The organism is Nostoc sp. TCL26-01 (assembly GCF_013393945.1).
Lineage (GTDB): Bacteria > Cyanobacteriota > Cyanobacteriia > Cyanobacteriales > Nostocaceae > Trichormus.
In genome coordinates, this window is the sequence record NZ_CP040297.1 from 5501387 (window position 1) to 5525404 (window position 24018).

Consider the following 24018-nt stretch of genomic DNA (forward strand, 5'->3'; position numbering starts at 1 on the left):
AGTCAAGAAAATACAGCCCTCAAAGTGATGAGTCTTCCTGCACCTATAAACTACCATGAAACCCTAGAAATTCCTAACTACACTGTTGTTGAGCAACTATATATCGGTTCTCGCACGGCAGTATATCGTGCTGTACAAACAGATCAGGGACTTCCGGTAGTAATAAAAGTGTTGCGAAAGGAATATCCCAGTTTCAGTGAGTTAGTGCAGTTTCGTAACCAATATACCACCACCAAAAATCTCCCCATCCCTGGTATTATCCCCCCCTTGAGCCTAAAACCGCTAGGAAATAGCTATGCACTGGTGATGGCAGATTGGGGCGGCATTGCTTTGAGTAAATACACACAACAGCAAACTTTACACTGGTCAGAGGTGTTGATAATTGCCTCGCAACTCACTGATATTTTACATGACTTATCTCAACATCAAGTCGTGCATAAAGACATCAAACCCGCTAATATTCTCATTCATCCAGAGTCTAAACAAGTCAAATTGATTGACTTTAGCATTGCTTCTCTATTACCTAAAGAAATTCAAGAAAACCAAAGTCCCAGCAGTTTAGAAGGCACACTGGCTTATATTGCCCCAGAGCAAACCGGACGGATGAATCGCGGTATCGATTATCGCAGCGATTTCTATGCCTTGGGGGTGACGCTGTATCAATTGTTAACCGGAACCTTGCCGTTTGTTTGTGATGATCCCTTGGAGTTGCTGCATTGCCACATTGCCAAAACCGCAGTCCCGATTCATCAGGTGAATCCCGATGTGCCGACACAAGTAAGTGCGATCGCTGCCAAACTAATGGCGAAAAATGCTGAAGATCGTTATCAAAGTGCAATGGGGTTGAAGCATGATTTAGAACAGTGTTTGACAGATTGTAAAGATAATAGTATTATTTCCAGGTTTGAACTAGGACAAAGAGATTTAAGCGATCGCTTCAACATTCCTGAAAAGCTGTATGGGCGGGAAAGGGAAGTGCAGACCCTCCTGGAATCTTTTGAACGTGTGGCAGATGGCGCGTCTGAATTAATGTTAGTTGCAGGTTTTTCCGGTATTGGGAAAACCGCAGTTGTCAATGAAGTGCATAAACCAATTGTGCGGCAACGTGGGTATTTCATTCGCGGCAAATATGACCAATTCAATCGCAACATTCCTTTGTCTGCTTTTGTGCAAGCCTTGCGGGATTTGATGAGTCAGTTGTTGAGTGAATCGGATGCACAGTTAGAAAGTTGGAAAAATCTGATTCTCGCTGCTGTGGAATCTAACGGGCAGGTATTAATTGAGGTGATCCCGGAACTAGAACAAATCATTGGTAAGCAGCCTCCCGTCCCTGAACTTTCTGGTAGTGCAGCCCAAAATCGGTTTAATTTGCTGTTTCCCAAGTTTATCGAAGTATTCAGCACCAGTGAGCATCCTTTGGTGATGTTTTTGGATGACTTACAGTGGGCAGATGCAGCATCGTTGCAGTTGATCAAACTGTTGATGAATGATCACGGCTATCTATTGATATTGGGGGCTTACCGCGATCATGAAGTTTCAGCAGCCCATCCATTTATCTTGACGGTGGATGAACTCAACAAAGCTGGAATGACGGTGCATACCATTACCCTATCGGCGCTGGATTTTGCTGATGTCAATCATTTAATTGCCGATACATTGAGTTGCCCAGTCGAACTAGCAAAACCACTGACAGAACTGGTGATGCAGAAAACTCAGGGGAATCCCTTTTTTCTGACGCAGTTTCTCAAAGCGTTGCATGAAGAGAAACTGATTACCTTTAACTATGAGCAGCGTTACTGGGAATGTGATATTACCCAAGTGAGGGCGCGATCGCTCACCGATGATGTGGTAGAGTTCATGGCGCGGCAGTTACAGAAGTTGCCAACTGAAACTCAACAGGTGCTGAAATTGGCTGCTTGCGTGGGCAATCAATTTGATTTGAATACGTTAGCGATCGTCTCTCAACAATCAGCCACCGATGCAGCAACAGTGCTGTGGAAAGCACTACAAGAAGGATTAGTATTGCCTACCAGTCAGATTTATAAACTGTTTCAAGCCACAACTGAATCATCTCAAACCAACAATACAGCCAATCCCCGCTATCGCTTTCTGCATGATCGCGTTCAGCAAGCAGCTTATTTGCTGATTCCAGTTGCTCAACGACAGAATACTCATTTGCAAATTGGACAACTCTTACTGAAAAACACTCCAACAGATGCTGTAGCAACAAATATTTTTGAGATTGTCAATCACTTCAATCAAGGAATTAGCTTGCTCCAAACAACCCAACAGAAAACAGAATTGAGCCGTCTGAATCTTCTGGCTGGGCGAAAAGCAAAAGCAGCTGCCGCTTATGAAAGTGCTTCAAACTATCTCAACATAGGTTTAAATATTCTGAGTGAGGAAAGCTGGAATGATGAGTATGACTTGACATTGGATCTGCATGTAGAAGCGACAGAAGTTTGTTTCCTCTGTACTGATTTTGAGCGATCGCGGCAACTAGCAGATGTGACTTTACGGTATGCTAAAACCTTGTTAGATCAAGTCAGAGTCCATGAAGTTGAGCTTTTATATTACGCGGCTCAGAATCAGGCTTTATCAGTTATCAATCTCACGCTGCAAGTATTAGAGGCACTTGGCATTGCTTTAGAAGACCAAGCACCACAGGATCTAGTAATTGAAGATTTGAGTCATCTAAGAGAAATGACCGATCCTGGTAAACTCGGGGCAATGCGTTTGTTGATCAACACTTATGCTCCAGCGATGATGGCAGCACCGGATGTGCTACCAAAACTTCTATTTACAGCCATCAAGCTTTGTCTGGAAGCTGGCAATTCTGCAATGGCAGCTGTCAGCTACGCTTTTTATGGATCGCTGCTGGTTAATCTTGGGGATATCAATGCTGGATATCAATTTGGCGAACTGGCGATCAAGATATTAAATCAATTCGATTCGCGTCCTCACTACTGTGTTGTTCACACTGTATTCAATATCCTTCTAAGACATTGGCAAGAATCAATTCGAGAAACCATTGAGCCTTGTAGAAACGCCATGAAGGTGGGGCTAGAAACTGGCGATTTATATTTTGTCGGTTGTCTTTCAAAAGATAGCTGCACAAATCTATTTCTTATGGGAGAGAATCTAGAAGTCGTTAATCAGCAGCAAACTTATTCTCTAGAGTTATTGCAGAAACTAAAGCAACAATTTTCGATTTACTATGCTGGCATTTGGCATCAACTTGTTCTCAATCTCAGAGGTCTTGCGGAAAAACAAAATTGCTTAATTGGCGATGGTTTTGACGAATTTGAACTGTTACCAAAACTACAGGCAGATAACGATCAAATCTTGCTGTTTAACCTCTATCTAGCCAAGGGAATTTTGCTTTACTTCTGGGCAGATTATGAAAATTCAGTCATTTGTCATTCATGCGCCAGAGAATACATGAGTGCTGTTTCAGCAATGGCAACACTGCCCACACACAACTTTTATGAATCTCTGGCTTTATTAGCTCAATATCCTTGTAGCAGTTCAGAACAATCATCATCTTTAGAGCAGATTGTAGCCAATCAAGAAAAGATGAAGTACTGGGCTAATTATGCTCCCCAGAACTTTCAACATAAATACGATCTGGTGGCAGCAGAGGAGTATTGTGTCTTGAGTCAACCGTATCAGGCAATGGAGTACTACGATCGCGCGATCGCTGGTGCAAACATCAATGGCTATATCCATGAAGAAGCTTTAGCTAACGAACTCGCGGCTAAGTTTTACCTGAATTGGGGCAAAGAAAAAGTTGCTCAACACTACCTGATCAACGCTTACTATGGCTATGCGCGCTGGGGCGCAAAAGCCAAAGTGCAGGATTTAGAACAGCAATATCCGGCTTTACTTGCGTCGATTCTGCAACAGCAAAAAATGACAGTATCGGCAACTGAAACTTTGTTCGCAACAGAATCTCTCGCTGCGTCACAGTTCACCTATGCTGAATCCTCCACTTCTGCCAGCAGCAGCACCATTTCCAGTACTCTCGACTTGGCAACGGTACTCAAAGCATCGCAAGCCCTTTCCAGTGAAATCCAACTCGATCAGCTTCTAGCAACATTATTGGAGATGGTGATCAAAAGTGCTGGCGCAGACAAGGGTATATTACTGATGCCACGTCAACAGGACTGGTTTGTGGAAGCTGTTGCTATGCTTAATCAGCCTGTGCAAGTGCAAGCGATCGCCCTCACAGATAGCACTAATCTACCCCACAGTTTAATTAACACTGTTAAACGCAACCTGCAACCTGTGGTAATTACTGATGCGTCTACTCATCTCAACCTAGCAACTGATAGCTATATCGCTCAACAGCAAACTAAGAGTGTCCTTTGTACGCCGATTTTACTGCAAAATAAACTAATAGCAATTTTATACTTAGAAAACCGAGTTACAGCAGCAGCATTTACTCGCGATCGCGTCGAATTATTGAATGTCCTCTGTACTCAAGCCGCCATTTCCCTGGAAAATGCTCGACTCTATGCTGATGCTCAGGAAAAACTACGTCTGCTGACATTGCGATCGTCGATCGATTCCATCTTGACTCAAAATAAAACACTTGCTACGCTGCTTCAGCAATGCACAGAGGCGATCGTTGAGCATCTAGGTGTTGCATTTGCTCGCATTTGGACGCTGAATGAGTCCGAGCAGGTTTTGGAATTACGAGCCAGCGCAGGATTGTACACTCATATTAATGGCCCTCACAGTGTCGTTCCAGTTGGCAAATTCAAGATTGGGCTGATCGCTCAGGAACGATTACCCCATTTGACGAATGATGTTCTGATTGATCCACGAGTGGGTGACAAAATCTGGGCAAAACGAGAGGGAATGATTGCCTTTGCAGGCTATCCTCTGCTACTCGATGATCGCTTAGTCGGCGTGTTAGCGATGTTTGCTCGACAGCGATTGGATTCATCTGTGCTAGATACGCTTGGCTTTGTTGCTGGCGAAATTGCTGTTGGTATTGAGCGACAGCAGATGGCAGAAACACTAGAGATTTCTGAAGCAGAGCTAAAATTGAAGGCTCAAGCATTAGAGGAATCTCTTCAGAATCTCAAGCAAGCTCAACTCCAAACTGTGCAAAGCGAAAAAATGGCATCTTTGGGTAATTTAGTCGCTGGCGTTGCCCACGAAGTCAATAACCCCATCGGTTTCCTCAATGGTAGTATTAACAATGTCAAAGACTACGTTAAAGACCTGCTGCAACATCTAGAACTCTATCAGCAACACTGTCCCCCAGCCACGCCGATTCAAGACAATGCTAAAGATATTGACTTGGAATTTCTCTGCCAAGACTTGCCGAAAATCCTCGATTCCATGAAAGCAGCCACTGATCGCATCAAAAACATCAGTACCAGTCTGCGTACCTTCTCCCGCGCCGATACTGAATATAAAGTCAGTGCCAACCTGCATGAAGGATTGGATAGTACGCTACTTATCCTCAAATATCGCCTCAAAGCTAGTGAATTGCGTCCGGCGATCGCAGTTATACAAGACTATGGCGAATTACCCATGATTGAATGCTTCCCTGGACAATTAAACCAGGTGTTTATGAATATCTTAGCAAACGCCATTGATGTGTTTGATGAAATGGCTCAAACTCAGTCTTTAGAACAATTCCCAGCCAATCCTCAAACCATTACCATTCAGACAAAGCAGATAGATAATCAAGTTTTAATCTGCATTCGTGACAATGGCACAGGGATGAGTGAAGAGGTACAAGCCAAAATATTTGACCATTTGTTTACTACCAAAAGTGTAGGCAAAGGAACGGGATTAGGATTAGCGATCGCTCGTCAGATTGTGGTAGAAAAGCATGGTGGTAGCATAAAAGTGCAATCTGCATTGGGACAAGGTACGGAGTTTGCAATTTTTCTGCCAATTCGCGGATGAGTCATACCAATTCAAAATTCAAAACGAATTACGAATTAGCCAGCAATTGTGTCATAAGTAAAGTAAGCTGTTCAATCTCAACTGACTATATGACTGCTGCTGTAAACACTACTCCTGGTATGGCTTCCCGCTTGGTAAATGGCATATTGGCAATTAAGCCTCTAGCAGACTTAGCCAAGCACCAAGCTCGGCAAATGATGATTAAACGGGCTGAGAAAATTGGTGTACCTTGGACACAAGAAGTCAAGACACTGCAAGCTCGTGATTGGACACAAGACTTAGCCGAAGTGCAAAATCCGCAAATCATCTATCCAGATTACTATCTCACCTCATTTCACGCTTACGAAAGTGGTAATCTCAGTTGGCAAGCGGCTTTTGAAGTAGAACCTGCGGCTCATGCTGTCCACGCTAAAATCTGGCAAGATGCCCAGGTGCAAGGTGATGCTAAATTGCGGCAAAGTTATCATGATATTCTCAAACTCCAAATTCCCCAGCCACCACAAGCTATTGTAGACGTGGGTTGTAGTGTTGGCTTAAGTACATTTGCTCTACAACAAGTCTATCCTGATGCTCAAGTCACAGGCTTAGATTTGTCTCCTTATTTCTTAGCTGTGGCTAAATATCGCGCCGCCGCACGTCAGGCTCAAATCAATTGGGTTCATGCACCAGCCGAGTCTACTGGCTTACCAAATGCGGCTGTTGATTTAGTCTCTATATTCTTGGTTTGTCATGAATTACCCCAGTCTGCAACCCGGCAAATTTTAGCTGAGGCGCGGCGTATCTTGCGTCCTGGTGGTCATCTTGCCATCATGGATATGAATCCTCAATCAGCAGCATTCAAGAAAATGCCTCCCTACATTTTGACATTGCTCAAAAGTACTGAACCTTATCTAGATCAGTATTTTTCTTTGGATATTGAGCAAGCTTTGGTTGAGGCTGGTTTCCTAACTCCGAAAATCACCATTAATAGCCCCCGTCATCGTACTGTTGTGGCACAAGTGGGTGGCTGATGCAGTTGTGCTGCTATGGGCAGCGATTCCACCACTGATATTCTTGGGGTATTACTATTATCGTGTACCCCTGGCCCCACCATTGTTACTGCTGTTGCTGTTATTTTTGGTTGGGGCAATATCGGGTTTTGCTGCTCTCGGTTTAGAATACATTGTGGACACCATAGCCAATGGAATTTTAGCGTGGCGAAAAATCCAGCGATCGCTCTTAGGTATCACACTGCGACAGCTCCTAGAAATTGCGCCCATTGAGGAAGGTTGCAAGTTTTTCGCAGTGGTTATTCCCTACTCTTTTTGCCGACAGCGCTATCAATTACCCCCCAGTAGCATTTTTCTGTTTACTATTGCGTCAGCTTTAGGATTTACTGCCCAAGAAAATGGCATTTACCTGTATTTCGACACAGCCACAGTTCTCGATAGAAGCATTAGTACCCCAGTTCACGCCATGTTTGCTGCGCCTTGGGGATATGCGTTAGGACAATATTTTTTAGCTACGACTCAATTGCGTCACTATAAAAATGCAGTTGTCAAAGCTTGGACTAATTCTGTGATCTTTCATGCTTTAGTCAATATACTTTCCAGTGCTGGGCGTTATGCACCACCTCTCGGTTTTCTCAGCTATGGTTTATTTCCTTTGCTGTTATGGTTATTTTGGCAAATGGAACAGTTATTAAGGAGAGTCCAAGGTAAACGTCCAATTAACTTAATTTCTGGTTACACACCACAACACCGTTACTGGCAAAGAGGTTTAGTTGTATTTGCTCTGATCTTGGGTGGTAATGCTATTTTTGGCTGGTTGCTTTTAGCGAGAATTATTAGTCCTTTGAGCCTAACACAGATTTTTTCAGGCAATATTTTGTGGTTTATTATCAGCCAAGTGTTAGTTAATTTAATTTTTGCCAGTTTCGCATGGTTGATTTATTTATATTTGCGGTATGCTGGCGATCGCCATCTTTGATTTAGATATAAAGAGTTCCAAGAATTGTTGACTGGGATTTTGATTTTAGTATTTTTGTTAGTCTTTTGTTAGTCTATTGTCACAGGTAAAATAGATAATATGAAACAAATCACTTTTGCAGAACTTCCCGAAACAGTTCAAAACCTAATTAACCAAGCTCAAAAAACAGGTGAACCCTTCACCATCATCCAAAATGGTATTGCGATCGCCATCATATCCCCCATTAATAAAAGCAAAAGAGTCGCCTTCGGCTCGATGAAAGATAGCGGTCAAATTACAGGGGATATTGTCGAGCCTACTTCAAATCTAGTTACTTGGGATGTCCTCTTATGAAACTTTTACTTGATACCCATATCTGGATTTGGTATCTTCTCGGTAATCTCAACCTTTCAAACAATCTACAAAAAGCAATCTCTGACGAAAGAAATGAATTATGGTTAAGTCCCATCAGTATTTGGGAACCCTTCTTGCTTGCTGAAAAAGGAAGACTTATCCTAAAGCCAACTCCAGAACAGTGGGTTCAAAACAGTCTAGAGCAACTCGATACAAAAGAAGCACCCTTATCCAATGAAATTGCAATTTTAAGCCCCCAATTAGCTTTAGTACATCAAGATCCCGCAGATCGTTTTATTGCAGCAACCGCAGTTCATTACAAACTTACCCTTGTGACAGTAGATGGAAACTTAACTAAAGCCACTTGTCTTAGTACATTGAGTTAAACCAGTTTGTAAATTCAGAAAGCATGAAAAATTACCGATTTTTTGTGAGGATATTACTTAATAAAATTAATTTCACATCAGCCAATGATAGATCACGATAGACTCTTTAAAGAATTAATCCAAACCTTCTTTTGGGAATTTATAGAATTATTCTTACCAGAAGTATTAGACTACGTAAATAAAGACAGCCTCACATTTTTACCAGAAGAAATATTTACTGATGTCACCTCTGGAGACAAACGAAAAATCGACTTACTAGCTAAAGTCAAATTTAGAGAACAAGAGACATATTTTCTGATTCATCTAGAAAATCAGGCATATAATCAAAAAGAATTTGAACGGCGGATATTTCATTACTTCGCTCGTTTAGATGCAAAATATTTATTACCTATCTTCCCTATCGTCATTTTCTCCTACGACAAACCAAAACGCCCAGCCAATAGCCAATATACAGTTAACTTCCCTAATAGAAAAATCCTAGAATTTAATTACGTCGCTATTCAATTAAATAACCTCAACTGGCGAAACTTTTTAAACCAACCAAACCCCATCGCCGCCGCATTAATGGCAAAAATGGACTTTAAATCAGAAGAAAGAGTCCGAGTCAAACTAGAATGCTTAAGGATGTTAGTAACCTTGCAGTTAAACCCTGCTAAAATGGAACTAATTTCCGGCTTTATTGACACCTATCTCAAATTAAACGCTACAGAAGAACAAGCACTTGATACCGAACTAAAACAAGCCAACTTAATAGAAGAGGAAGGAATTATGGAAATTGTCACCAGTTGGATGGAGAAAGGAATTGCACAAGGAGAACAAAAAATTATTAAAAGACAACTCCAACGACGTTTTAATAATATTGATCCCAGCTTAGAGCAACGTATTGATTCCTTATCTGTAGAACAATTAGAAAACCTAGCAGATGCAATTTTTGATTTCCAATATTTAGAAGACCTAATCAATTGGTTAGACCAACAGAATTGATGAAATACTTATAAGTAAACCTTAAATTTGAACGTGTCTCTTTTTGCACGTATCTCGGTAGCTATCCACTAACACGCACAACGCAATAAATTCTGTTATAGATTAGGAGATAAGCACGTCACTGCCAAAACTGAACAACAAATCGGGATGATTGTGATGACTAGCAAAAATCAATTTGTTTTCTCTCTAATTTTGCACGGCGCTGTAGTTTTTGCACCCTGGTTGCTATCTGCTGATGTTAGCCAGGGACAAACTACACCATCCACACCCCAACAACAAGTGACTGCTCAAATACTATCAAATCAGGAACGGGAAGAATTAAGAAGATTACGCGCAGATAAGGGAGAACGCGCGCAAATACAAGCAGAATTTGAGCAAGCTTTTAGTCGCACAACCATCTTGCTAAATATTTGGTTAGTGATTCTCAGTTTATTTCCAGTTGCTATCATCGCTCTATTTTGGCTATTGCGCCGGGTAGCAATTCGGGAGATTGTTGATCGAGCTATGTCTCAGTTTGACGGAGTAGAAAAACTAGAAAACCAGTTAACAATTGTTAAGCAAGATGCCGAAAATCTTATTCAAGATGCTAAAAATATCAATCGTTTATTAGAAAGAGAAACTGAGGCTTTACAGCAAAAAATCCAAGCTGAACAAGAGAATTTATCTCTGATGACATCTGATTTAATGCAAGCAAAGACAGATAATCTCGCACAAATTTCTCTAGAAGTTAGCAATTTTCAAAAGAAGATAGAAAATATAGTCTCAGAATTTGCTCACCAAATATCTCAATTTGAGTCAGATGCTCAACACAAAAGAGATGTGACTTCAGCCAATATAGACAAAATAGCATCAGAGCTACAAAAAGATGCGATAGAACGTAAAAATATAGTGTTAGCAGAGTTAGCACAGTCAAAAATTGACTTTAATAGTCATCTTGTGAATTTGCAGACTGATACTCAATCTCATCAACAGCAAATTTTTGAGCATCTGACTCAGTTACAATCAGAATTTGCCTCACAAATCGCTGAGTTAAGCGGAGATTTACAAAAACAAAAAGATATTCAGCTAGAAAATCTCCAAGATGTAGCCAATACATTTAATTCTCAAGTATCAGAACTACAAATAACCAGCCAAAATCAAAAAGCTCATCTGTGGGAGCATCTCAATCATTTACAGCAAGAGTTTACCGAGCAAGTATCTAACTCTCAATTAGAACTGCAAACACAAAAGGGTGAATTTTTACAGAAAATTAGAGAAATAGAACAGTTTTTACAAACTCAAACCTCGGAAATCCAGTCACAAACTCAACAAGAATTAAGCAGATTTCAGACAGAGTTTACATCCTATCTATCTCAACTTAAAATAGAGGCTCAAACTAGTAAATCACAAATTGTTGAAAACTTAGAAAAATCTGGTTTAGAGTTTGTTTCCCAATTTTCTGAATTACAATCTCATGCTCAAAAACAAAAATACTTAATTTTAGAAAAGCTAGAGAAACTAGAGACAGAATTTGTCTCTCAACTCTCAGATTTACAGTTAGATGCTCAAAAACGTAAAGATTTAATTTTGCATCAGTTGGTAGAAAATAAACCTGTCGCTGTTGCCCAAGAATCAGTTACACAAGTAAGTTTTGACGATTGCATGCAACAGGGTGATAACTTATTTACACAGAAGCGTTATGAAGAGGCGATCGCCTATTTTCAACAAGCAATAGAAATCCAACCTGATGATGCGATCGCCCACTTTAAACAAGGACTTACCTTAGCCAGATTAAAACGTTATAAAGATGCCATCAAAGCATACAATCAGGCTATTAAAATCCAACCCAATTATCACCAAGCTTGGTGTGATATGGGTGTAGCTTTTGGTAATTTACGCCGACATCAAGAAGCTTTCACCTCTTTTGATCAAGCCACACAAATCAAACCAGATGATGCAGTTGCTTGGTTAAATCGTGGTTTAGCTTTGGTAGAATTAGATCAATACGAAGAAGCGATCGCCTCTTTTGATCAAGCACTAAAATTCCAACCTGATTCTCCGAAAATTTGGGATAAACGCGGTTATACTCTTGTCCGACTAGGCAAAGACGAACAAGCGATCAGTTCATTTAACAAAGCATTAGAAATTAAACCAGATTATGCTAGCGCTTACTATAATAAGTCTGCCTGCTATGCCCTGCAAAGAGAAGTAGAATTAGCCCTAGAAAATCTCCAACAAGCAATCAATTTAAATCCCCGATATCAAGAAGATGCAGCTAATGATCTAGACTTTGATGAAATTGCTGATGATCAGAGATTTAAAACATTGATTGTCAATCATTAAATTAACTCTTTTTGTTTTTGATAACGTTGTTTAAATTGCTGTTGTTGTTTTTTATGATCCACAATCGGTTGAGGATAACCAACAGCATGAAGTTCTAACGGGGTAATTTTACCTGTGACTAAATATTCCGGATCTACAGACTTTAATTCTCTCACCCATGTGCGGATATATTCACCTTCTGGATCAAATTTTTGGGTTTGACTAGCAGGGTTAAAAATCCTCACTGGTTTAGGGTCCATCCCACTCGAAGCACTCCATTGCCAGCCACCATTATTGGCAGACAAATCACCGTCAATTAACTTCTGCATGAAATACTTTTCTCCCCATTGGGGATTAATTAACAAGTCTTTAGTCAGGAAACTAGCCACTATCATCCGACAACGGTTGTGCATCCAGCCGCTTTCATTCAACTGGCGCATGGCTGCATCGACAATAGGATAACCTGTTTTACCTTCACACCAAGCTTGAAAGTATTCTGCATTATTCTCCCAAGGGAAGTTTTTAAAAGCTTCGCGGTAAGCACCATCTGCTAATTCTGGAAAATTATACATAGCGTGTTGATAAAATTCCCGCCAAGCTAACTCTTGTTGCCATGTGCGGATACCTGCGGTAGCTTCTTCGCTACGACTATGTTCTAAGGCTTCTGTCGTTGCTTGCCAAACTGTACGAATGCCGATAACACCAAACTTTAGTGCAGCACTCAGTTGTGATGTACCGTCAACGGCGGGAAAATTGCGCTGTTCTTGGTATGCTGTGATGGCTTTAGCGGTAAACTCTTCTAGCTTGCTTTGAGCTGCGGCTTCTCCTGGTGCGATAACCAATTCTCCATCCCAGATAAAGCCTAAATCTTTGGCGGTGGGTAAAGCTTTGACACCAGCTTTTTGAGCAATTTCTTCCTCAGTTTCCGTCAACCCTTCAGCACTGGTGAGAGTTTCTACTGGCTGGGCTTTGGGTTTACTACTCCAATTCTTCCAAAAGGGGGTGTATACAGTGTAAGGAGAATTGCTACCTGAATAAATCTCATCTGGGGCATGAAGTATTTGATCCCAATTTTTGCTTAGAAATTGGATACCTTTATCTTTGAGGATATCAATAATTTGGCGATCGCGCACCTGCGAATACGGTTCTACATCCCAATTCCAAAACACCGCCTTAGCCTTCAACGCCTCTGCTAAATTCGGTATAGCCTGCACAGGATCATCATGAAGTATCAATAGTTGACTTCCAGCTTGAGTATATCGCTGTTGCAACATCTGCAAACAGCCAATCATATAAGCTACTCTTGCTGGTGCAACATCATCTCGCTCTAAAATATTCGGGTCGAGGCAAAACACACCCACCACTTTCGGACTTTGCTCTCTCGCCGCAGCTAGCCCCGTATTATCAGCAATGCGTAAATCACGGCGATGCCAAAACAAAACTAAGTCAGACATTTTCTACTTTTTACAGTTCACCTGTACTAGATTAGACTCTAGCCGCACCATTGAACATCATTCTGGTGATAAATTTATTTGGTCAATGGTCAATGGTCAATGGTCAATGGTCAATGGTCAATGGTCAATGGTCAATGGTCAATGGTCAATGGTCATTAGTCATTAGTCATTAGTCATTAGTCATTAGTCATTAGTCAATGGTTATTAGATTTTCTTCTTGTCCCTCACTCAGCACGGGCTGCATTGCCCCGCTACCGCTCTAAGCGTAGCCATGCCCGTTCGCGTAGCGTCTCCTTGAGGAGAAGGGCTTTACAGCACTCAGTACTCATCACTCATAACTCCCCAATCCCCAATCCCCAATTCCTTACTCCAGTATGTCTATCGGAAAAAGTGGATTATTAATCTAAATTGAGTTAAAGTTAAGTATACTCTTCTTAATACTTAATTTAGTTTTTTGTCATGGCGACCTTGTTACTTGACGACGGCACAATTGAGAGCAATCTAGATGAGATAGTCCGTGAACTAGCCCCGTTGGGAATTTATCTGAAACATTACGACCCAGGTACATCACTGTTATTTCCCAGCCTATTGGCACAGGATGTTCTCTCAGATAGCGAGAAGTGCCATATCGTAGAGTTACACAACAGCGTCTTTGAGTTTCTCCAACAGGAAAATGGCTATCTTTGGTGTGATTTGCTCAATTTGCATCCAGGCTCGCCAAATTTACAGACTTTAACTGCCGCCTATAGTCAATATCATATTCATACTGCCCCTGAACCTTTGTATGTGTTAGCAGGAGAGATGATTTTTGGTTTTGTTAAACCCGATGGTAGTCAGCTACAGCTTTTAGTCCAGTCACAAGATTATCTGCATATCCCGGCTGGGGTAGAACATTGGTGCAGTCTCACCGGATCTTTGCATTTCAAAGCTATACGCTATTTCACAGCCGCAGATGGTTGGGTTCCCAATTATACAGGCACGCAGTTAAGCGATTCTCAGCACAAGTCACACTAAGAGAAAGCCTAATAAGTAATGTTCATAGATAATTAAGAACCACAAGCATATTCGGCAGGAAACCAAACGCGAGAAACACATCGACGGATATAACTCTCAACAAGAGCTACTGTATTGCCCAAAGATGTTTTTGCACTGGCTATGGATTGAAGAATAGCTAATTTGCCAGGCCCACTGACAGTATCTGATTTTGCCATAGCCAACGCATCACTGAGAAGATTTTCTGCTTGATTTAGCACTCTAGCTACTGCTCTTTTATCACTAGAAGCAGTTGACCTAGCAAGAGTTTTTGCATTCTCTATTAGAGACAAGGCCTGAGCAATTAACTCAGCCAAATTACTTTTAATTACTCCACCAGTTCCAACACTCTTGACATTTGCCAAAGCACTTTCTGCGTTTGCTAGCTCACTAGGAAATCCTGAATCTTTTTGTAAAGTATCTTGACATTGAGTACCTGGACGTTGGCGTTCTTGACGTTGTACTACTAAGGTTTGAGAGTTACTCAATCTATTTCCATAAATTATTTCATGATATGTGCTGGCAAAAGCTGTCGCTGAGAAAGTGAAGATTGATCCTATAGCTAAGGCAGCTGATTTTTTAAAAAGTGTGCCTTTCATGACTTCTTTTAATAAGTGTTTTTTGCAATGTTAGACATAATTTGCTAACAATACTTCTCACCTGCGGTATAGACCTTTCTGATTTTATTTATTTTCCCAAATCAGTTCTAAACGTTCTTGGGCTGTCTTCAGGGCTTTTTCGGTAGGCTCACCCAATAAGGTGGCTTCAATGGCTCGACCAAGACTGTCAGAAAGACGACTAGCACCAGCAATGATTGGTCTAGCGCGTGCTACAGACATCTGCTCCATAAACACTTTCAAGACTGGTGTTTTGCTCATAAATTGCTGATAATCTTCACTTTGGGCTGCTTGAAGATTAACTGGTAAAAAACCCGTCCCCATACTCCACTCTTTTTGGAATTCTGCACTTAAAACATACTCCAGAAATTTGAGTGCTGCTTGTTCTCTAGCTGGCGTAGTTTTCATCACGTATAATACACCTGTAGCTGTTACGGTGGCTCGTCCAACATTAGCCGGTATGGGAAAAACTTGATAATCAACGTCAGACTTCATAATATAAGTCCAAGGCCCTGTGATTTGCATAGCCACCCGACCGGTAATAAAAGCATCTTCTTCATAACCACGTTCAGGGGGAGAAAAGGTGGCGGAACCGTCTTTGATTAAGTCTTGCCAAAATTGCAAAGCACTAATAGCCCCTGCATTTGTCAAATTCGGTTTATTGTCTGTTATTATTTCGCCACCAGCACTCAGTAAGAAAGGAAACCAACTAAAAACCGTCCATTCTCCCTTGCCTAAAGGTAGCAACATTCCATATTGTTCGGGTCGTTTGTCACCATTGCGGTCAATAGTCAACTTTTTAGCAACTTGCCGTAATTCTTCCCAAGTCTTTGGTGTGTCTGTGATTCCCGCAGCTTGGAAAAGCTTCGGGCGGTAAAAAACACCAAGATTAGCGGTGTATAAGGGAATTGACCAAATATGACCATCTAAGCGCAATTCATCAAATAAGCTAGGAATAATTTCTGACTTCAATGGTGATTTGTCAAGCCAATCTTCTAGCGATCGAATTGCTCCTAATTCTGCAAATTGTCCGGTAGTTTGTGGGTCGTATGACAGAATATCTGGAGGTATATTACCGACAACTGCTGTTAAGATTTTGGGTAATTGGGGTTGACCGATAAAGATAGAATCAACCTGGATATCAGTGTGGGTTTGATTAAATTTGTTGACTAATTTTTCAAATACATCCCGGTTAGCAGGAGGGTTGATTGCTTGCCATAGGCTGAGGTGAATTATGCCATCATCCTTGTGTGTAATGCCTTGGCAACCGGATAAAAATATAGACGTACTAATCAAAACGAATAGCAGTAAAAGCTGTCTGAAGCCATGAAGCAACTGCTGATTAAAATTCTTAATTGGGGAGAAAAAAATGGTAGATATCATGCTTATTAGTTAACCACTTGCCTCATCAACAGAATGAAGTATAAAAGATTAAGTTAAGAGGACGTTTGAAAAGTCTGTTTCTTTGTCATGTTGAATGCAGCGTAGCGGAATGAAACATCTCGGTATGTGCCACAAAACCTAGATTCTTCCTGACGCTCCGCTCCAGTCAGAATGACATTTTTATACCTACTGAAACTTTTCCAACACCCTCTAAAACTTCATAGTATTAGTATTATTATGTTGGGTGGAGGCTTTGCGTAACCCCCAACATGATCTGAGGAACCCAATGTATGTCTTGGTGTTGAGTGAAGCGATCGCTATAATCAACCTACAAGTAGTGATTCACCAGAATTATACCATTTTAAAAAACTGTCATAGAACGTATTGAGAATAAAATATCTCCAATAAATATTGAATATACAGATGATATGTGGTAGTTTTACACATGATAATGGCAGATTTGTAGTCAGTTTTACAACCTGGTGCTGAGGTCAAAGCACTAACAAGCATCGACCTCTACTATGATTTCTGATTGGTATGCCATAGAAGAGTGATTCATGGACTCTTATCCTGCATTCTCACAAAACGGTAGGGGCGGGTTCACGAGACATTTGTGAATTATTGAAGCATATTTGTGAACCCGCCCCTACAGCCTCTGGACTTCGGTTTTGTAAATTTCGTGAGAAATTCGGGTTATGTATTCAGACTCTATTTATAAATGACTTCTAAACTTTCATTGATAAATAAAGGCTGAATAACTTAGTTGAATCAATATTTATTTCTCAATAAGGAGCGTAGTAAGTATGGACTTGCCAAACAAGGCTTTGCAAACTAGTCTGACTGACAACATTGACTATCCTGAATTCTGTTTAAGAGCCAGTTTAGATTATTCTATATTCAAAGATTTTCGTCGCAATGAAATATACAGAATTGCCTTAGAACATGATTCTTATGAACAAGGTTTAGAGTATCTGGAAGCAACTAAGAAGTCTGGTTCTAATGTGTTAAGTAATATTAATGAATTTTTGAAAAACGATCAGGTTGGCAATCCCGAAGCTTTTGATTATGAGGGTATTGGCATCATAGCACCACCTACTCTACGATACATAAAAATTTTGTCGGATTTAGAATCTGAATTTGGCGCTCTAGACAACCTCAATATATGTGAAATTGGAGTAGGTTATGGAGGAATGTGCCGAATTATCAATAGTTATTTCAACGTGAAAACCTATACATTGGTTGATTTGAAACCAGTGCTGATGCTGGCTCAAAGATATTTAGATCATTATCCTTTAAACACAACACTGATCTATAAAACAATGAATGAATTACACAAAGAAAGTTATGACTTAGTGATCAGCAACTATGCTTTTACCGAACTGAGAAGAGAAATACAAGAAGTTTACCTAGAAAAGATAATTCTCTCTGCTACAAAAGGCTACATTACATACAATGAAATTAATCCAGAAGACTTTAATTCTTACACAAAAGAAGAGTTGATAAAAATCATTCCTCAAATCAAAGTAAATCCCGAAGTTGGTATACTACATCCTAAAGATTGTACTCTTGTGTGGTAAAGACTTTCTACTTATCGGTAACAATGAGTCTTCTCTATATCTGCTGCATTTCACCCTGCTTAAACCACACGGTACCTGCATTTCTCACAAAACGGTAGGGGCGGGTTCACAAATATGCTTCAATCATTTACGAATATCTCGTTAACCCGCCCCTACAGCCTCTGGACTTCGGTTTGATAAATTTCGTGAGAAATCCGGGGGTAGTGTAGTCAATTCGATGAAGGTAAAATTGCTCTCTTTTCAAACGTTCAAAATCATGTAGAGCTTTTTACAACCATCCTTACATAAAATTTGGTACTAGTTTAAAATATTGAGTTACTGAACTAAATAAATAGATTTTATGAATAAAGTATCAGTCCCGTCTTTTTTAAAAAGTTATTGTCAAGATTCATTTCATTTAAAGCAGCATCTACAAGAATTTTTAGATATAGATGCGAAAACGCTAGAGATAAAGTTAGAAACTGGTCAGCAACAACTGACTAAGTTAGGTGCTGAAGATTTTGATTGGGAAAAGGCTACAACTTTTTACCGTGACCAAGTAGGAGAGCTTTACTTATTTGAGTTAGGAGCTTGGCATTTAGGCAGCTCTGATTACATTGAAGACACATTGCTATTGATTGTAGATCATGCTCATGGTCGAGTGTTAGATTTTGGTGGTGGGATTGGTACTCACACTATTGCTACTGCTCTTTGCCCACAAGTTGAACAAGTGATTTATTGTGATATTAATCCCATTAGTCGTGATTTTGTGCGTTATCGTTCTGAGCGATTAGGATTGGGCGATAAAATTATGATTGCTGAAAGAATACCACCAAAAGAGACATTTGATACTATTATTTCTTTTGACGTTTTAGAACATTTGCCTGATCCTAGTCAACAACTCTTACAATTTCATCAAATCCTTCAACCTGAAGGCAAAATAATTCTGAACTGGTGTTTCTTCAAAGGGTTTAATCAAGAGCATCCTTTTCATCTAGATGATCCCCAAACAGTAAATGCTTTCTTCCAGACAATTCAAAGTAATTTTTTGGAAGTTTTTCACCCCTACTATATAACAGCTCGTTGTTATCGGAAATGGGAAAGGAGTAATGGGTATTGGGTATTGGGTAATGGGTAATGGGTATTGGGTATTGGGAATACTTATGGGTTGATTTCTGCTAGGATGCCTTGGTCTGCGTCCAAAGTTACTGATACACCTACAGGTAAAGCAACATTGGGATTGTCATGACCGAATGGTAAGTTAGAAACAATGGGAATACCCAAATCTTCTAAGCGATCGCGCAGAACTTCTTCTGTGCTAAAACTGGGTATATTTGGGGCAGGTTCGCATCTAGTAAATCCCCCTAGAGCAATGCCTTTTACCTTAGCGAAAGCACCACTTAAACGCCACTGTGTCAGCATCCTGTCAATACGGTATGGTGCTTCGGTGACATCTTCTAGGGCTAAAATTACACCATCTAAATTAGGTAAAATGGGTGTGCTTAAAAGGTGGGTAGCCACGGTGAGGTTTCCGGGTAGCAAAATACCAGTAGCCACACCCCCACCCCAACCACAACCTTTGAGTGGCGCAAGGCATCGTCCTTCTACCCAATCAAACAAGCGATCAATTGACCAATCTGGCTCATTTGCTAAAGTTGTCATTACAGGTGCATGAACACCTGAGATACCTGCATTGTAAAGACTCCATAACAAAGCCGTGATATCAGAAAAGCCAATCAGCCATTTTGGGGTAGTGTGAGTTTGCCAGTGCCAATTTTCTAAAATTCGCATACTCCCAAAACCGCCTCTAACGCAGAGAATACCACGACAATCAGCATCTTGCCAAGCTGTAGCTAGTTGATGACGACGAATTTCGTCTTTGTTGGCAAGATAACCCCAATTTTCCCCAATATCGGCACTAACTTCTATACGATAACCCCGCGATCGCCAAATTTCTAAACTCAGTTCCAAAGTGGCAAATTCTCGTAAAGCGCCACTAGGCGCAATCACTCGTAGTAAATCCCCTTTTTTGAGAGGTTGAGGTAAGATTGTCGATTTCATCAATGATTTTTGCAGAAGTCAGAATTTAGAATAACCTATAACATTGTTAATTTTGAATGTTGAATTAGGAGTGCAGCTACGTGAATACATCTACAAGCGACTTACTCAAGTTGCTGATGATATCTACCCCTGTAGGAGCAATTGGTACAGGGATAGGTGGTGGGGTAGAACTTACTCTCAGTAATATTGCTCAAGAAATGAGCCGACGTGGACATATTGTCAAAATAGTAGCTCCTGTTGGTTCCATCGTCAAAGATGTACCTGTGATCGAAATTCCTGGCGAATTGCAAACACCAGCTCAAAACCAGACTCGTGACGAACCAATTGTTATCCCGAAAAACTCTGTCTTAGCTAATATGTGGGATTATGCGCGACGAGTGCAATTAGATTATGATTTGATTGTTAATTTTGCTTATGATTGGTTGCCTTTATATCTAACTTCATTTTTTCATTGTCCCATCGCTCATTTGATTAGTATGGGTTCTTTAACTGATGCAATGGATGACATGATTGAGCAAATAGCAACTAATTTTCCTGGAACTATTGGTGTGCATTCACTAACACAAGCACAGACATTTAAATTTGCTGATAAATGTCGTTCTTTAGCAAATGGGATGGATTTATCTATTTATCAATTTCGCTCTCAACCGAATAATTATTTAGCTTGGGTAGGGAGAATTGCCCCCGAAAAAGCGCTGGAAGATGCAGTTGCAGCAGCGAAAATTACAGGCATTCCCTTAAAGGTTTTTGGTGTGAGGCAAAATGAAGAATATTGGCAGCAAATTTGTCAAGATTATGCTGATGCTTCGATCATCTATGAAGGATTTTTGCCCACAGCGCAATTACAACAAAAATTAGGTGAATGTCGAGGATTATTGGTAACACCTCGGTGGGTAGAAGCCTTTGGTAATGTAGCCATTGAAGCTTTAGCCTGTGGTGTCCCAGTGATAGCTTACAATCGGGGTGGATTGAAGGAAATTGTCAAAGATGGTCAAACAGGTTTTTTAGTCAAACCTGATAGTGTAGATGGGTTAGTTGATGCCATTAAATGTTTAGATAAAATTGATCGCTTGGCGTGTCGGCAACAAGCAGAAGCAGAATATTCTCAACAGGCAATGGGCGATCGCACTGAGCAGTGGTTTAGAAATATATTAATTAGTCATTAGTCATTAGTCATTGGTCATTGGTCATTAGTTATTAGTAAGATGACATGGTTTCTTTAAAGGATAATTTCTTGGCTTATAAATCACATTTAAGCAGATTTTCAATCATCTTCGGGCTATTTATTGGCGTGATATTGATGGAGTATTCAACGCCGAATGACTATGTGTTTGGCTATCTTTATTCTGGGGCAATTTTATTAGCAAATGCTTGGTTTGGGCGAGTTGGCACTTTGCTAGCGACTGTTATAGCTGTATGCTTAACGATTTTGAATATTTGGTTACCAGGGGGTGAATTAACTAAACCTTCCACAGTTGCTAATCGAGCGATCGCTTCTATGGCATTGATCGTTACAGGTATTTTAAGCGATCGCCTGCGGACATCTCAAGCGGCGATCGCTCTGACTCGTGCTAAGTTAGAATCTCAAGAAGAATTAGTCAGACTACGGGAAGACTTTGCTTCTACCCTCACCCATGATTTAAAAACACCACTGTTGGGTGCAATTGAAACTATCAAAGCTTTTCAACAAGAAAAATTTGGTGTTGTCTCACCACCACAGCAGCAAGTTTTAGCCACGATGAGCCGCAGTCACGTCACTTCACTGCAACTTTTAGAAACCTTGTTAGATATTTACCGCAACGACACAGAAGGAATCAAACTAGATTTAATTCCTGTAGATTTGACTAGTTTAGCAGAAGAGGTGGCTAGTAATCTCACAGAGTTAGCTGCTAATCGGCGGGTACATATCTCCTTTAACTACGGTGATTCTAACTGGCGACGGGCGTTGTGGGTGCAAGGTGATGCTCTACAATTGCAACGAGTGTTAAATAATCTCCTAGTTAATGCTATCAATCATTGTCGCCGGGGCGATCGCGTTGAAGTGGTTTTAGAACCTCAAACTTCCTATCAAGTCATCAAAATTTTAGATACAGGTGCAGGTATCCAGCCAGAAGAGTTTCCCCACTTATTTGAACGATTCTATCAAGGCCACAGCAGCCGTCAAGCTAAAGGTTCAGGATTAGGGCTTTATTTATCCCGACAAATTATTGCCGCCCATAACGGTATAATCTGGGCAGAAAACAGAATTCCCAGTGGAGCAATGTTTGCATTCAAGCTACCCGTTTCTTCTGAGAGGCTAGAGATAATCACAACTCACAACTAAGCTAATCCCCAAATTACGAATTACGAATTACGAATTATAAAATGCCTTATACGCTTGTCAAAATTCTGTTAGTCGAAGATGATGAACTCTTTCGCTTAGGCTTACGGGTACGATTACAACAAGAGACGGATTTGGAGATTATTGCTGAAGCTGAAGATGGGGAAACAGCTATTGAGTTAATCAATCAAAACCCTGTGGATGTGGTGCTTTTAGATGTAGGCTTGCCAGGTATAGGTGGGATTGAAGCTTGTAGACAAATTAAACAGAGAAATCCACAATTACCCGTTTTAGTGTTAACTTCTCATGCACAAAAACATTTAATTTCTAGATTAATTGAAGCAGGCGCTCAAGGCTATTGCTTGAAAGGGATTGCTGGCGAAAAATTAGTCTTAGCATTGCGTTCTGTCGCTGCTGGTGCTTCCTGGTGGGATGAAACTGCAACTAGAGAAATTCGCTCCTCCATTGAATCTAGTCAGTTACCAACACTAGAAAATCCTCTGCCCAAATCTGCTAACCCTCTAACTCAGCGTGAGTTAGAAATTTTATCCCTGTTAGCCACTGGTAAAACCAACCAAGAAATTGCGAAATTATTATACATCAGTCCCGGCACAGTCAGAGTTCATGTTCACACTATTTTACATAAATTAGCAGTCAGCGATCGCACTCAAGCTGTTGTTGTCGCTTTACAAAAACAGTTAATTAAACCTAGCGCGCCCTAATACTGACCATGATGAGCTACAAAATAAAAAGCGATCGCAGTTTTGTCAAGCGATCACTCACGTAATGTTTGATGAAAATGTGACAAGTTATAGCTCAATTAAGAATATACCTTGCAAACTTTCCCTTGGGAGTGCAGTGGTAGCCCCCTCATTACGTAATTATCATGACTGCCATCAGTAGTTTATCAAGCTAATACGCTGCTTTCGTTGACTTGACACAATATAGGACTACGGACTCAACCAATAAACCGTTGACTATTGACTATTGACAAAAAAGCCAGAAAATTTAGTGACACTGCGTAAGTCCCAGAGTACTAGTCACTGCAATTTTGGTTTATTTTTCCCACTTTTGTTTAAACCATCAAAAAGTAAGATAAAATACTTTCTGGTTTATCAGTGACGAATTCATGCTGAATTCTGACTTCTGATTCCTGAATTCTGTTCAATTGTTTTCTCAGGCTAATTTTATTTTCTAGAGATTTTTTAGTGTACAAGTTTTATTTTTTTGTGATTTAGTGTATTCTAGTTAGTCCTTGGTATTTTTTGTCACACTGAAAAATATAAAAGCTTCTTGCTGATCTTCCTCAAGATTCTTGAAGAACTGTAGTAGTTTCTTTCAGAATCAATCTTTAGATTATTCTTTTTTTTGTCAATTTATTAGGCATAGAAAATCTCATGGATATACGATTAATCAAAAAATCAGAAAAACTTGTTTTGAAAAAAATCAAACTCATGGAGGAAACGGAAGAACAAAATTCTCTGGGTGAGAATATTGATATTCCCGAACCAACATTAGAAGAACAACCAGAACCATATTTTCATACTAGAGAACCCAACTATATTCCCTTACGCGATAATCCCGTAGTTCAATCTGCGGGTAACTCAGGATGGCAAGTTTCTGATATTTGGCGAGATATCAGAGTTGATGACTTTTGTAATGGTTAAAAAATCTTGTAGAGACGTAGCAGTGCTA

The 24018-nt window shown here is 40.3% G+C and carries 18 protein-coding genes; 14 read left to right on the forward strand and 4 right to left on the reverse strand.

The window, feature by feature from the left end; all coding sequences use genetic code 11:
* Positions 1-27 precede the first annotated feature (27 nt).
* From FD725_RS23750 to FD725_RS23780, 7 genes are all read left to right on the forward strand, one after another.
* Positions 28-5928, forward strand: coding sequence for an ATP-binding sensor histidine kinase (locus FD725_RS23750; RefSeq protein ID WP_179050428.1), 5901 nt, complete (start codon positions 28-30; stop codon positions 5926-5928).
* 89 nt (positions 5929-6017) lie between these two features.
* Positions 6018-6938 (forward strand): class I SAM-dependent methyltransferase, encoded by a 921-nt coding sequence (locus tag FD725_RS23755; protein ID WP_179050429.1) that lies wholly within the window; start codon positions 6018-6020, stop codon positions 6936-6938.
* Positions 6931-7896 carry a PrsW family glutamic-type intramembrane protease gene (locus FD725_RS23760; protein WP_179050430.1) on the forward strand — a complete coding sequence of 322 codons (966 nt, stop codon included), beginning with the start codon at positions 6931-6933 and terminating at the stop codon, positions 7894-7896. Before FD725_RS23755 ends, FD725_RS23760 begins: the two co-directional genes overlap by 8 nt.
* Positions 7897-7995: 99 nt before the next feature.
* Positions 7996-8229, forward strand: a complete 234-nt coding sequence (locus tag FD725_RS32700; protein ID WP_179050431.1) for a type II toxin-antitoxin system Phd/YefM family antitoxin — start codon at positions 7996-7998, stop codon at positions 8227-8229.
* Entirely contained in the window at positions 8226-8615 is a 390-nt protein-coding gene (locus tag FD725_RS23770; RefSeq protein ID WP_179050432.1) for a type II toxin-antitoxin system VapC family toxin, read from the forward strand. The genes FD725_RS32700 and FD725_RS23770 overlap by 4 nt, the downstream gene beginning before the upstream one ends.
* Before the next feature lie 84 nt (positions 8616-8699).
* Positions 8700-9599, forward strand: coding sequence for a DUF4351 domain-containing protein (locus FD725_RS23775; RefSeq protein ID WP_179050433.1), 900 nt, complete (start codon positions 8700-8702; stop codon positions 9597-9599).
* A gap of 156 nt (positions 9600-9755) precedes the next feature.
* A complete protein-coding gene (locus FD725_RS23780) occupies positions 9756-11921 on the forward strand; it encodes a tetratricopeptide repeat protein (protein ID WP_179050434.1) in 2166 nt (721 codons plus the stop codon).
* On the opposite strand, the gene FD725_RS23785 is transcribed toward FD725_RS23780, so the two are convergent.
* On the reverse strand, positions 11918-13354 hold the full coding sequence (locus tag FD725_RS23785; protein WP_179050435.1) for a deoxyribodipyrimidine photo-lyase, 8-HDF type: 1437 nt from the start codon (positions 13352-13354) through the stop codon (positions 11918-11920). The genes FD725_RS23780 and FD725_RS23785 overlap by 4 nt on opposite strands.
* A gap of 459 nt (positions 13355-13813) precedes the next feature.
* On the opposite strand from FD725_RS23785, the gene FD725_RS23790 reads away from it, so the two are divergent.
* Complete coding sequence (locus tag FD725_RS23790; protein WP_179050436.1) at positions 13814-14368, forward strand: acireductone dioxygenase; 555 nt, start codon at positions 13814-13816, stop codon at positions 14366-14368.
* Positions 14369-14400: 32 nt separating this feature from the next.
* On the opposite strand, the gene FD725_RS23795 is transcribed toward FD725_RS23790, so the two are convergent.
* Together FD725_RS23795 and FD725_RS23800 are read right to left on the reverse strand one after the other, a co-directional pair.
* A complete protein-coding gene (locus FD725_RS23795; RefSeq protein WP_179050437.1) occupies positions 14401-14985 on the reverse strand; it encodes a hypothetical protein in 585 nt (194 codons plus the stop codon).
* An 84-nt stretch (positions 14986-15069) separates the two neighbouring features.
* On the reverse strand, positions 15070-16386 hold the full coding sequence (locus FD725_RS23800; RefSeq protein WP_179050438.1) for an ABC transporter substrate-binding protein: 1317 nt from the start codon (positions 16384-16386) through the stop codon (positions 15070-15072).
* Positions 16387-17189: 803 nt separating this feature from the next.
* On the opposite strand from FD725_RS23800, the gene FD725_RS23805 reads away from it, so the two are divergent.
* Together FD725_RS23805 and FD725_RS23810 are read left to right on the forward strand one after the other, a co-directional pair.
* On the forward strand, positions 17190-17963 hold the full coding sequence (locus FD725_RS23805) for a putative sugar O-methyltransferase (RefSeq protein WP_179050439.1): 774 nt from the start codon (positions 17190-17192) through the stop codon (positions 17961-17963).
* Positions 17964-18303: 340 nt separating this feature from the next.
* Positions 18304-19080, forward strand: coding sequence for a bifunctional 2-polyprenyl-6-hydroxyphenol methylase/3-demethylubiquinol 3-O-methyltransferase UbiG (locus FD725_RS23810; RefSeq protein ID WP_179050440.1), 777 nt, complete (start codon positions 18304-18306; stop codon positions 19078-19080).
* Positions 19081-19103: 23 nt separating this feature from the next.
* Here FD725_RS23810 and FD725_RS23815 read toward each other — a convergent pair whose 3' ends face one another.
* A complete protein-coding gene (locus FD725_RS23815) occupies positions 19104-20003 on the reverse strand; it encodes an LD-carboxypeptidase (protein ID WP_179050441.1) in 900 nt (299 codons plus the stop codon).
* Positions 20004-20119: 116 nt separating this feature from the next.
* Between FD725_RS23815 and FD725_RS23820 the strand changes: the two genes are divergently transcribed.
* The 4 genes from FD725_RS23820 (at position 20120) to FD725_RS23835 (ending at position 23990) form a co-directional block, all read left to right on the forward strand.
* Entirely contained in the window at positions 20120-21169 is a 1050-nt protein-coding gene (locus FD725_RS23820) for a glycosyltransferase family 4 protein (RefSeq protein WP_179051665.1), read from the forward strand.
* A 44-nt stretch (positions 21170-21213) separates the two neighbouring features.
* Positions 21214-22326: a sensor histidine kinase KdpD gene (locus FD725_RS23825; RefSeq protein ID WP_179050442.1), complete on the forward strand. Its 1113-nt coding sequence runs from the start codon at positions 21214-21216 to the stop codon at positions 22324-22326.
* Positions 22327-22367: 41 nt separating this feature from the next.
* Positions 22368-23045, forward strand: coding sequence for a response regulator transcription factor (locus tag FD725_RS23830; protein ID WP_179050443.1), 678 nt, complete (start codon positions 22368-22370; stop codon positions 23043-23045).
* 675 nt (positions 23046-23720) lie between these two features.
* Complete coding sequence (locus FD725_RS23835; RefSeq protein ID WP_179050444.1) at positions 23721-23990, forward strand: hypothetical protein; 270 nt, start codon at positions 23721-23723, stop codon at positions 23988-23990.
* Positions 23991-24018 lie beyond the last annotated feature (28 nt).